Here is an 11,990-nt window from a genome sequence, read left to right on the forward strand (position 1 = left end):
TCAGGAGAAGTAGTTCAACAAAGTCGCAATTACCGTACGCTGATTGACGGGCGACAGGTTGTAGAACAGCGGCAGGCGCAGCAGGCGCTCGCTCTCTTTGGTGGTGTAGCAATCTTCACCGTGGAACTCACCAAAGCGTTCCCCCGCAGGGCAACCGTGCAGCGGAATGTAATGGAACACCGCCATGATTTCCGCTTCTTTCAGAAAGTTAATCAACGCGCTCCGGTCATCAATATCCCGCAGTTTAATGTAGAACATATGCGCGTTCTGCACGCAGCCATCGGGAATCGACGGCAGCTCGATACGCCCGGCTTTCGCCAGAGGTGCTAACGCATCGTAGTAGTTTTGCCACAGCCCCAGACGTTGCTGATTGATACGATCTGCTGCTTCCAGTTGCGCCCACAGGTACGCAGCTTGCAGATCGGACATCAAATAGCTGGAGCCGATATCGCGCCAGGTATATTTATCGACCTGACCACGGAAGAACTGGCTGCGGTTTGTGCCTTTTTCACGGATGATCTCGGCTCGTTCGATCAACGCTTTATCGTTAATCAGCGTCGCGCCGCCTTCACCACCCGCCGTGTAGTTTTTGGTTTCATGGAAGCTAAAGCAGCCAATATGACCAATGGTTCCAAGCGCACGCCCTTTGTAAGTGGACATCACGCCCTGAGCGGCATCTTCCACCACAAACAGATTATGCTTTTTCGCCAACGCCATAATGGTGTCCATTTCGCAGGCCACACCTGCGTAATGGACCGGCACGATAACGCGCGTTTTGTCGGTGATCGCTGCTTCAATCAACGTTTCGTCGATGTTCATGGTGTCCGGGCGAACATCCACAAAGACGATTTTCGCGCCACGCAGCACAAAGGCATTGGCGGTGGAGACAAAGGTGTAGCTCGGCATGATCACTTCATCGCCAGGCTGGATATCGAGCAACAGCGCCGCCATCTCCAGCGAAGCGGTGCAGGATGGCGTCAGTAACACTTTGGCGCTGCCAAAACGTTGCTCCAGCCACTGCTGGCAGCGACGGGTAAAACCGCCATCGCCACACAGTTTGCCACTACCCATTGCCGACTGCATATAGTCGAGTTCGGTTCCCACCACCGGCGGTGCGTTAAATGGAATCATGTGATCACCTGTATAACCAGTACGCGGTGCTTTCTACATTCGCACCACTTTGTATGTATCGTTTTAGCGCGGCGGTGTTGCCCATTTGGGTCGCCACCCGCAAAGTTGTTTTACCGCGAGCATACGCCCAGTTTAGCGCCGTTTGCATCAGCTCAGCACCTGCACCTCGTCCAGCCAGCAGGCCAATTCGCGCATCTGTCGCATTGAGTTCCCGTAAAGAGACATAGCCGCGAATATCGCCGGACGCCGCACGTAAAATCAGACATTGATGATCAAAGGTGCCGCGCACGGCATTTTCAATCCACTGTGCATAAAAGCGACCGCTGGCGTCAGGCGCATACCATGGCGCACGAAAACGGCTTTGCGCAAATGCGGCGCTGGCTAACTGACGTAATGCGGGAATATCGGTCTCTTGTGCCACGACTGCACCGCTATCACTGATATTGTTCACGGGTAGCGCCAAATCAACTTCACCTTCTACCAGGGAGAATCCCAGCTGTTGCAGGGCATCCAGTTCACCCGTATTTGATGCCGTAATTTTGGCCTGCACCCGTGACCACGGCGCTAACGCGTCTGGCGTCAGGAGTGCCGCGTCAGGACTAATGCGCACAATGGCGCTGTTAACACCAAAGAAGGCGTTTTCCCAGGTTAGTGGCTCAATACTGGCGCGGACGGGCACGAAGTAACTCCAACAGATATTGGCCGTAGCCAGTTTTCGCCAGCGAGCTGGCGGCGCGCTTCACGCCTTCGTCATCAAGCCAGCCGTTACGCCAGGCGATCTCTTCCAGGCAGGCAATCTTAAAGCCCTGGCGTTTTTCCACCGTCTGTACAAAGGTGCTGGCTTCAATCAGGCTGTCGTGAGTGCCAGTGTCCAGCCAGGCAAATCCGCGCCCGAGCAGTTCAACGGTCAGGTTGCCCGCCTCGAGGTACATCTGGTTGATGGAGGTAATCTCCAGTTCACCACGCTCCGACGGCTTCACCTGCTTTGCGTACTCCACGACTTTACTGTCGTAGAAATAAAGTCCGGTCACCGCCCAGTTTGATTTCGGCTGTTTTGGCTTTTCTTCCAGCGAGATAGCGCGGAAATTGTCGTCAAACTCCACGACGCCAAAGCGTTCCGGGTCCATCACCTGATAGCCAAATACCGTCGCCCCTTCCGTGCGCGCCGCAACATGACGCAGCTTCGGACTGAAGCCCTGACCGAAGAAGATGTTATCACCCAGCACCAGACAAGAAGGTTCACCGTTAAGGAAGGTTTCACCGATGATAAAGGCCTGCGCCAGACCGTCCGGACTGGGCTGTTCGGCGTATTCCAGCTGGATACCGAACTCACTACCATCGCCCAGCAAGCGCTGGAAATAACCTTTATCTTCCGGCGTAGTGATGATGAGAATTTCGCGGATACCGGCCAGCATCAGCACCGACAGCGGATAGTAAATCATTGGCTTATCGTAAATCGGCAACAGTTGCTTCGATACGCCGCGCGTAATCGGATGCAATCGGGTACCGGAACCGCCCGCCAGGATAATACCTTTCATGTTTGCCTCCGCTGAAAATTAGCCTTTCAGACCTAAACGCTCGCCCTGATAGCTGCCGTCCTGCACCTGCTTCCACCAGCTTTCATTAGCCAGATACCACTGCACCGTTTTACGCATTCCACTTTCAAAGGTTTCCTGCGGCAGCCAGCCAAGTTCACGGGCAATTTTCGAAGCATCAATGGCATAACGCAGATCATGCCCCGGACGGTCAGCGACAAAGGTGATCAGGTCACGATAATGCACCACGCCGTGCGGCTTGTTCGGGGCCAGTTCTTCCAGCAGCTCGCAAATGGTTTCCACAACATCGAGATTCTTACGCTCGTTGTGACCACCAATATTATAGGTTTCACCGACTTTCCCGGTGGTCGCTACGCAATACAGCGCGCGGGCGTGATCTTCAACATACAGCCAGTCACGGATTTGCTGCCCGTTGCCATATACCGGCAGCGGTTTACCCGCCAGCGCGTTGAGGATCATCAGCGGGATCAGTTTTTCCGGAAAGTGGTAAGGACCGTAGTTATTCGAGCAGTTGGTGATAAGCGTCGGCAGACCATAGGTCCGCAGCCAGGCGCGTACCAGATGGTCGCTGCTGGCTTTTGAAGCGGAATAAGGGCTGCTCGGCGCATACGGCGTGGTTTCGGTGAAGAAATCATCCGTCGAGTGCAGGTCACCATATACTTCGTCGGTGGAGATATGATGAAAACGGAACGCTGATTTTTTATCTTCCGTCAGCGCATTCCAGTAAGCCCGCGCCGCTTCAAGCAATGTATAAGTCCCGACAATGTTGGTTTCAACAAACGCTGCCGGGCCGTCAATAGAACGGTCAACATGGCTTTCGGCTGCCAGATGCATGACACAGTCTGGCTGATGCTCAGTGAATACGCGCGCCAGTTCTGCCCGATCGCAGATATCAACTTTCTCAAAGGCAAAGCGCTCGCTTTGCGCGACCGGTGCCAGCGACATCAGATTTCCGGCGTAGGTCAGCTTATCGACCACTACCACCGCGTCGCTCGTTTCGTTGATGATATAACGCACCAGCGCCGAGCCAATAAACCCGGCACCACCTGTTATCAGAATCTTTCTCATCAGCGCCAAACTCCTTTGGCATCGACGACATACTGCTGATGGACATTGTCGCCATTGATAACTTTGAACTGACTATGATCGACCAGCATCACCAGCACGTCTGCCGTTGCCAGCGCCTCGTCAAGCTGCGCCAGAGTACAAAGCCCGGTCAGTTTTTTCGGCAACTGGTGGATGTTAGGCTCAACAACCAGCGTTTCGCCGCTATGCCACTGGGCGATCAGTTCAGCGATTTCCATCGCCGGGCTTTCGCGCAGGTCATCAATATTCGGTTTAAACGCCAGACCAAAGCAGGCGATTTTCAGTTCACTGGCGCGTTTATCGGTAGCAGCAAGGCAGTCGGCAACCGCCGCTTTCACCTGATCGATAACCCAGAACGGTTTGTGATCGTTCACTTCGCGCGCGGTACGGATAAGCCGCGCCTGCTGCGGGTTCTGTGCCACGATAAACCACGGATCAACAGCGATGCAGTGACCGCCCACGCCAGGACCAGGCTGAAGAATATTAACGCGAGGGTGACGATTCGCCAGGCGAATCAGTTCCCAGACGTTAATTCCCTGATCGGCACAAATCAGCGACAGTTCGTTAGCAAAAGCGATATTCACATCGCGGAAGCTGTTTTCGGTGAGCTTACACATTTCCGCCGTCCGCGAGTTAGTGACGACACACTCACCTTCGAGGAAAATTTTGTACAGTTCGCTGGCGCGGGCCGAACAAACCGGCGTCATACCACCAATCACGCGATCGTTTTTAATCAGCTCGACCATAACCTGGCCCGGTAACACGCGTTCCGGGCAGTAAGCAATGTTGACGTCCGCCTGCTCGCCCACCTGCTGTGGGAAAGTGAGATCCGGACGCATCTCTGCTAACCATTCTGCCATCTTCTCGGTTGACCCCACCGGCGAGGTGGATTCAAGGATCACCAGCGCACCTTTTTTCAGCACTGGCGCAATGGAGCGAGCAGCCGATTCAACGTAGGTCATATCTGGCTCATGATCGCCTTTAAACGGCGTGGGTACAGCAATCAGCCAGGCATCCGCTTCAACTGGCGTCGTGCTCGCTCGTAAAAAACCGCCTTCTACGGCAGTTTTTACTACGCTCGCCAAATCAGGTTCGACGATATGGATTTCGCCACGATTGATGGTATCAACCGCATGTTGGTTGATATCGACACCAATCACCTGTTTTTGCCGAGAGGCAAACGCAGCTGCTGTAGGCAGCCCGATGTAACCCAGTCCGATAACAGAAATGGTCGCAAAACTCATAGTGATATCCGATTATTTTTTAACGCTTCCAGAATGCGAGAGCATGCCTGACCATCACCATACGGGTTATGGGCGCGGCTCATAGCTTGATATTCGTTTTCGTCTTTTAAAAGACGCGTCACTTCCTCGACAATTCGCTGCTTATCCGTGCCTACCAGACGCACCGTACCCGCCGTCACCGCTTCCGGACGCTCAGTGGTATCGCGCATTACCAGCACCGGTTTCCCCAGCGAAGGCGCTTCTTCCTGAATGCCGCCTGAGTCGGTCAAAATCAGCCAGGCGTGGTTCATCAGCCAGACAAACGGTAAATACTCCTGGGGATCGATCAGAATGACATTTTTCACATGCCCCAGAATGCGATTGACCGGCTCTCTGACGTTCGGGTTGAGATGCACCGGATAGACAATCTGGATGTCCTGGTGCGTGGTGGCAATGTCTGCCAGCGCATGGCAGATTTCTTCAAAGCCACGACCGAAGCTCTCACGCCTGTGACCGGTCACCAGAATCATTTTTTTATTGGGGTCGATAAACGGGTAATTTGCCGCCAGTTCTGAACGCAGCGTATCGCTGCTCATCACCTGGTCACGCACCCATAACAGTGCATCAATAACTGTATTACCGGTAATGAAGATTCGGCTGTCAGCAACATTTTCACGCAGCAAGTTTTGCCGGGAAGTTTCGGTTGGAGAGAAGTGATACATCGCCAGATGCCCGGTCAATGTACGGTTAGCCTCTTCCGGCCACGGCGAATAGAGATCGCCCGTGCGCAGACCAGCCTCAACGTGACCAACAGGAATACGCTGATAAAACGCCGCCAGGCTGGTTGCCAGCGTCGTCGTAGTATCGCCGTGAACCAGCACGACGTCTGGTTTGAACTCGGCAAGAATAGGTTTTAGCCCTTCCAGAATCCGACAGGTTATCTCTGTCAGGCCCTGTCCTGGCTGCATTATGTTGAGATCGTAGTCAGGTACAATGGAAAAGAGTTTCAGCACCTGATCGAGCATCTCCCGATGCTGCGCAGTGACGCAAACTTTAGCCTCAAAAAAAGGATCTTTTGCCAACGCATGCACCAACGGAGCCATCTTGATGGCTTCCGGGCGCGTACCAAATACAGTCAGTACTTTCACATCGATTCTCTTCGAATAAGCGGCGAGCGCCTTTGCGCTCACCGCAGCAGTGTTGCTATTTCGAGCAACGGCGGGTTAATGCGACACCAGCCCCGATCAGCCCCCCGACAATGCCCCACATAATCATCAGGAAGGCACGACGTGGGCTATCGCGTTTTACCGGTTCTTCCGGCGTACGCAAATAGCGATAGGTCTGAAAACGCGGATCCAGGGTTGGACCAACATTCAGGGTGTTTAACATGGCCCGATTCTGATCATAGTCGAGATCAAAGGCCGGACCGACGGCCTGTAAATTTTCCAGTCGAGCCTGGAGCATTGGACGCCCAAGCAGGAACATTTCTGAATCAGGCAATTCCTCGGCAGGCACATCTGTCGCACTGCGCGAAATATTATGCTGCTCAGCAATTTTCAGCGCCTGTTCAATACTGTTCATCCGGCGGTCGTAGATGGCTTTCGCCACCTCTTCCTGACGCTTCACCTGAGCTTTCATCTGGATGGTGCGCGCCGCCCATGCACCTTTCAGCTCATCATTCAGATGGCTGGCTGCACGCTGGCTGGCAAAAGCAACATACTGACGTAACAGGTTATTAGCGTCAGGCGCGGTTTCGGCAATCAGCTTCACGCTGTCATTGACCGCGCGGGTAAAGTCTCCGGGGATAAACTGGATGTTGTTAATCATTTCATCCAGCAACGCCGCATCGGCTTTGCTGTTGCCCACCATCCGCTGCTTGTAATAGTCGGTTTGCAGCCAGAACTCTCTGCGGGTATCCCACGAGGCCAGTTGCATAACAAACTCTTTATAGGCTTCGTCCATGACCGATGGTTGGTCGGCAGAAGCCATGTTTGAACGGACATCCAGGTTACGCAAAAATTGCTGCTGTGAGTAATATCCCCCCAGCATATTCACCGTTGGACGATCGGTAATCGCCGTCGAGCTCCACTCCTGACGAGCAAAAAAAGTATACGCCAGCGCGATTAACGCAAACGCCAGCCCCATGCCAATAATCCACAGCTTCCCAGCCCACAAGGTACGAAACAACCCACGAATATCCAGTTCATTTTCAGCGTCTTCGGCCGGTTTCCCAGGCATTGGTTGTGTCATCACATCCTCATTTATTTGGTTAAATTGGGGCTGCCACCACGATTTCTACGCAGTCTGCGTTTTACGCGCTTAATAAAGCGAGCAACTTTCCAGGCACGCTTAATGCAATATCCATAGAGGAAGAATGCTAGCAAAAAGAGCACCAGCATGACCCACTCCGGGACAAAATGAGAATATTCTGCCAGCACGCCAATGGAAGCGAGCAGTGCTGCGGCAAGGGTAATCAGCACAAACGCCTGGCGGGAAGTAAACCCGGCACGCATGATCAAATGGTGAATATGCTGCCGGTCAGGAGAGAATGGGCTCATGCCTTTACGCAGGCGACGGTACATAATCGCCACCATATCCATTAGCGGAATGGCGATTATCCACAAAGCGGTAACCGGGCTGATGGGATGGGTTTTGCCTTGGGTCGTTTCGAGCAGGATCCAGATAACGGTAAAACCAATCAGCGTACTGCCCGCATCACCCATAAAGACTTTGTAGCGGCGACCCAGGATACCAAGGTTAAGCATGATGTATGGCAGGATGGCGGCTATCATCGCAAAACACCAGATTGCAAGGCTGGTTTGCCCGTCGAACCACAAAATCATACCGATTGCTGCAAACGAGACGCAGGACAGCCCGCCCAGCAAGCCATCAATGCCATCAACCATGTTGAACGCATTAATGGCCGCCCAGACGGCAAATAGCGTCAGGAAGTAGCCAAACGGTCCGAGCACCATCTCCCAGGAGCCAAAGATATAACCCAGGCTACTGAGATAAAGCTTGCCGAACACCATCATAACAATGCCAACAGCGGCCTGTATGGTGGCACGGATTTTTACGCTGATATCAAAACGGTCATCCAGCGCGCCAATGAAAACAAGCACACCGGCACAAGCGAGATAGAGAGATGCATGCGGAATATAGTAATCGACAATTCCGAACGTGAAGCAAATCCCTGCGTAAACCGAAATCCCCCCAACGAGAGGTATCAATCCCTGGTGACGTTTGCGGAAGTTAGGTTTATCCACTAAACCGACTTTTTTTGCCACCTTACGGGCAAAAAACAGAAACAGTGTCGTGAATAAAAAAATACTGATGAGATCAGTACTCACTGTCAGTAAATTCACAATGCATGCTCTCAGAGAAAATTATTAGCAGAAGTATAACCACGAAGACCTTTATTCAGAAGGGAAAGTCCGTTCCGAACCCACCAGTCCTGTGCAAAAATTAACCATTTGATATGCAAATTGCATAACACGCCAGCAAATTCCAGGAATTTTCCTAACATCGCCAGCGCGGCATTAAGATTACAGATATAAAAGCAAAACGCCACGTAAACACGTGGCGTTTTTGGCATAAGACAAATTTATGAGCGTTTCATCATTTCGAAGAAATCGTCATTGGTCTTGGTCATGGCCAGTTTATTAATGAGGAATTCCATTGCATCGATTTCGCCCATCGGGTGAATGATTTTGCGCAGGATCCACATTTTCTGCAGTTCTTCCTGAGTAGTGAGCAGTTCTTCTTTACGGGTACCGGAACGGTTGTAGTCGATAGCCGGGAAGACGCGTTTTTCAGCGATCTTACGAGAGAGGTGCAGTTCCATGTTGCCTGTACCTTTAAACTCTTCGTAGATAACTTCGTCCATTTTAGAACCAGTATCGATAAGCGCCGTCGCGATAATGGTCAGGCTGCCGCCCTCTTCCACGTTACGCGCCGCACCAAAGAAGCGTTTCGGACGATGCAGAGCATTGGCATCCACACCACCGGTCAACACTTTACCTGACGCCGGAACAACGGTGTTGTAAGCGCGCGCCAGACGAGTGATGGAGTCGAGCAGAATGATAACGTCTTTCTTGTGCTCAACAAGGCGTTTCGCCTTCTCGATCACCATTTCCGCAACCTGAACGTGGCGAGATGCGGGCTCATCAAAGGTGGAAGCAACAACTTCACCTTTTACCAGACGCTGCATCTCGGTTACTTCTTCCGGACGTTCGTCGATCAGCAGAACCATCAGCACACAATCCGGGTGGTTGTAAGCAATGCTCTGAGCAATGTTCTGCAGCAGCATGGTTTTACCGGCTTTCGGCGGTGCCACAATCAGACCACGCTGACCACGACCGATAGGTGATGCCAGATCCAGTACGCGAGCGGTTAAATCTTCCGTAGAACCGTTACCACGTTCCATACGCAGACGAGAGTTTGCGTGCAGCGGGGTTAAGTTCTCAAAGAGGATTTTGTTGCGGGCGTTTTCAGGTTTGTCGAAGTTAACTTCGTTAACTTTCAGCAGCGCAAAATAGCGTTCACCTTCTTTCGGCGGGCGAATCTTACCAGAGATGGTATCACCAGTGCGGAGGTTGAAACGGCGGATTTGGCTAGGGGAAACGTAGATGTCATCAGGACCGGCGAGGTAGGAGCTGTCTGCGGAACGGAGGAAACCAAATCCATCCTGCAATATCTCCAGTACACCATCACCAAAGATATCTTCGCCACTCTTTGCGTGCTGCTTCAGGATGGCAAAAATAATGTCCTGCTTACGCATACGAGCCAGGTTTTCCAGCCCCATATTTTCGCCGAGAGTGATCAGCTCAGAAACCGGCGTATTCTTTAATTCGGTAAGATTCATAGTGGTGTGAGTTCTTAAACTTGGGGTAAATCTCGAACTTAATGTTGTGAATGGTATGGCAGGATCATCCATGCCTGTTTACGGTCATCGACTCATGTCTTTTCGCTGTCTGGTCACAGGAGAGTACGCAGAACTGAAACGACAAGACGGATTGAGTGACGAGCCAGAAATCTGTTCACTTCGCATTTAAGATAAAATGGGAAGCGTTGGAAATTACAAGATTCAAACTTAATAAGGTATGTTTAATACGAAGTCAACACTAAGTTAGCATGACTCACGCCGGGCGTCCAGTTTTTAGCGACGGGGCACCCGAACATGAAATTCCCTTACGCCAGGTTAGCGTCGAGGAACTCTTTCAACTGACCTTTAGACAGTGCGCCCACTTTGGTTGCCGCCACTTCACCGTTTTTGAACAGCAGCAGAGTCGGGATACCACGGATGCCATATTTCGGCGCAGTGCCAGGGTTTTGATCGATGTTCAGTTTTGCAACGGTCAGTTTGCCCTGATATTCGTCAGCGATTTCATCCAGAATCGGGGCGATCATTTTGCACGGACCGCACCACTCTGCCCAGAAATCGACGAGGATCGCCCCGTCCGCTTTGAGTACATCCGTGTCAAAACTGTCGTCAGTCAGGTGAATAATTTTATCGCTCATATATAACTCCACAGGAATAAGCCTGGCGTGTTGGTTTCGTTGTTGGTGTAACATTAACCAACTAAAGGTTGACTTTATTTCACCGGATACGCTTTCGTAAAGCAATAGTAAGCTGATATTCTACCACACTATGAGCAAAACACATTTAACAGAACAGAAGTTTTCCGACTTCGCCCTGCATCCGAAGGTTGTAGAAGCCCTTGAAAAAAAAGGGTTTCATAACTGTACGCCCATTCAGGCACTGGCCCTTCCGCTGACGCTGGCGGGTCGTGACGTAGCCGGGCAGGCGCAAACCGGTACCGGGAAAACGATGGCGTTTCTTACGTCAACGTTTCATTATCTTCTCTCTCATCCCGCGATTGCCGATCGCAAGGTGAATCAACCGCGTGCCTTAATTATGGCACCGACGCGTGAACTTGCCGTGCAGATCCACGCCGACGCGGAACCGCTGGCGGAAGCTACCGGCCTGAAGCTGGGTCTGGCTTACGGTGGTGATGGCTACGACAAACAGCTGAAAGTGCTGGAAAGCGGCGTTGACATTCTGATTGGCACCACGGGGCGTTTAATTGACTACGCCAAGCAGAACCACATTAACCTCGGTGCCATTCAGGTAGTGGTACTGGACGAAGCCGATCGTATGTACGATCTGGGCTTTATTAAAGATATCCGCTGGCTGTTCCGCCGTATGCCGCCTGCAAACCAGCGCCTCAACATGCTGTTCTCCGCCACGCTTTCGTACCGGGTACGTGAACTGGCGTTCGAGCAGATGAACAATGCCGAATATATTGAAGTGGAACCGGAACAGAAAACGGGCCACCGTATTAAAGAAGAGCTTTTCTACCCTTCTAACGAAGAAAAAATGCGTTTGCTGCAAACGCTGATCGAAGAAGAGTGGCCAGACAGAGCGATTATTTTCGCCAACACCAAACACCGTTGTGAAGAGATCTGGGGCCACCTGGCGGCAGATGGTCATCGTGTCGGTTTGTTGACAGGCGATGTCGCGCAGAAAAAACGTCTGCGTATTCTTGATGAATTTACCCGTGGGGATCTGGATATTCTGGTTGCCACCGACGTTGCCGCGCGTGGTTTGCATATCCCGGCTGTGACACACGTCTTTAACTACGATTTACCCGATGACTGTGAAGATTACGTTCACCGTATTGGTCGTACAGGTCGCGCAGGCGCAAGCGGTCACTCTATTAGCCTGGCGTGTGAAGAGTATGCATTGAATTTGCCTGCTATTGAGACCTATATTGGTCACTCAATTCCGGTAAGCAAATACAATCCGGACGCATTGATGACCGATCTGCCAAAACCGCTGCGCCTCACGCGCCCGCGCACAGGCAATGGTCCGCGTCGTACTGGCGCTCCGCGTAATCGTCGTCGTTCAGGTTAAATAAAAAATGTCATACTCAAAATCATTCAAACTGTATCAAGATGGCCAGAGAATGAACCCCGATGAGCTTACTGTAGT

General features: G+C 52.0%; 12 protein-coding genes. 1 reads left to right on the top strand and 11 read right to left on the bottom strand.

Translation table 11 applies throughout. The annotated features are described in order from the left end of the window. From rffA to trxA, 11 genes are all read right to left on the bottom strand, one after another. Positions 1 to 1,131 carry a dTDP-4-amino-4,6-dideoxygalactose transaminase gene (gene rffA, locus ACK8NJ_RS23345; protein ID WP_411962003.1) on the bottom strand — a complete coding sequence of 377 codons (1,131 nt, stop codon included), beginning with the start codon at positions 1,129 to 1,131 and terminating at the stop codon, positions 1 to 3. Positions 1,132 to 1,135: 4 nt separating this feature from the next. After that, positions 1,136 to 1,810, bottom strand: a complete 675-nt coding sequence (gene rffC, locus ACK8NJ_RS23350) for a dTDP-4-amino-4,6-dideoxy-D-galactose acyltransferase (protein ID WP_001145169.1) — start codon at positions 1,808 to 1,810, stop codon at positions 1,136 to 1,138. Further along, complete coding sequence (rfbA, locus tag ACK8NJ_RS23355) at positions 1,788 to 2,669, bottom strand: glucose-1-phosphate thymidylyltransferase RfbA (RefSeq protein WP_000676056.1); 882 nt, start codon at positions 2,667 to 2,669, stop codon at positions 1,788 to 1,790. The genes rffC and rfbA overlap by 23 nt, the downstream gene beginning before the upstream one ends. A gap of 18 nt (positions 2,670 to 2,687) precedes the next feature. Beyond that, positions 2,688 to 3,755, bottom strand: coding sequence for a dTDP-glucose 4,6-dehydratase (gene rffG / locus ACK8NJ_RS23360; RefSeq protein WP_001226617.1), 1,068 nt, complete (start codon positions 3,753 to 3,755; stop codon positions 2,688 to 2,690). Then, positions 3,755 to 5,017 (bottom strand): UDP-N-acetyl-D-mannosamine dehydrogenase, encoded by a 1,263-nt coding sequence (gene wecC, locus ACK8NJ_RS23365; protein WP_000006621.1) that lies wholly within the window; start codon positions 5,015 to 5,017, stop codon positions 3,755 to 3,757. The genes rffG and wecC overlap by 1 nt, the downstream gene beginning before the upstream one ends. Further along, positions 5,014 to 6,144: a non-hydrolyzing UDP-N-acetylglucosamine 2-epimerase gene (gene wecB / locus ACK8NJ_RS23370; RefSeq protein ID WP_001306792.1), complete on the bottom strand. Its 1,131-nt coding sequence runs from the start codon at positions 6,142 to 6,144 to the stop codon at positions 5,014 to 5,016. The genes wecC and wecB overlap by 4 nt, the downstream gene beginning before the upstream one ends. Positions 6,145 to 6,199: 55 nt before the next feature. Next, complete coding sequence (wzzE, locus tag ACK8NJ_RS23375) at positions 6,200 to 7,246, bottom strand: ECA polysaccharide chain length modulation protein (protein WP_001295256.1); 1,047 nt, start codon at positions 7,244 to 7,246, stop codon at positions 6,200 to 6,202. Between the two features lie 11 nt (positions 7,247 to 7,257). Further along, complete coding sequence (gene wecA, locus ACK8NJ_RS23380) at positions 7,258 to 8,361, bottom strand: UDP-N-acetylglucosamine--undecaprenyl-phosphate N-acetylglucosaminephosphotransferase (protein ID WP_001050960.1); 1,104 nt, start codon at positions 8,359 to 8,361, stop codon at positions 7,258 to 7,260. Positions 8,362 to 8,600: 239 nt separating this feature from the next. Beyond that, positions 8,601 to 9,860, bottom strand: coding sequence for a transcription termination factor Rho (rho, locus tag ACK8NJ_RS23385; protein ID WP_001054527.1), 1,260 nt, complete (start codon positions 9,858 to 9,860; stop codon positions 8,601 to 8,603). Between the two features lie 84 nt (positions 9,861 to 9,944). Then, the gene (gene rhoL, locus ACK8NJ_RS23390) at positions 9,945 to 10,046 is read right to left on the bottom strand and encodes a rho operon leader peptide RhoL (RefSeq protein ID WP_001295255.1); all 102 of its coding nucleotides are present in this window, start codon (positions 10,044 to 10,046) and stop codon (positions 9,945 to 9,947) included. Positions 10,047 to 10,186: 140 nt separating this feature from the next. Further along, positions 10,187 to 10,516 carry a thioredoxin TrxA gene (trxA, locus tag ACK8NJ_RS23395; RefSeq protein ID WP_001280776.1) on the bottom strand — a complete coding sequence of 110 codons (330 nt, stop codon included), beginning with the start codon at positions 10,514 to 10,516 and terminating at the stop codon, positions 10,187 to 10,189. A 130-nt stretch (positions 10,517 to 10,646) separates the two neighbouring features. Here trxA and rhlB point away from each other — a divergent pair, with 130 nt between their 5' ends. Continuing rightward, complete coding sequence (rhlB, locus tag ACK8NJ_RS23400; protein ID WP_000047499.1) at positions 10,647 to 11,912, top strand: ATP-dependent RNA helicase RhlB; 1,266 nt, start codon at positions 10,647 to 10,649, stop codon at positions 11,910 to 11,912. Positions 11,913 to 11,990 lie beyond the last annotated feature (78 nt).

This window comes from Escherichia sp. F1, from assembly GCF_046764225.1.
GTDB classification, from domain to species: Bacteria; Pseudomonadota; Gammaproteobacteria; order Enterobacterales; family Enterobacteriaceae; genus Escherichia; species Escherichia coli.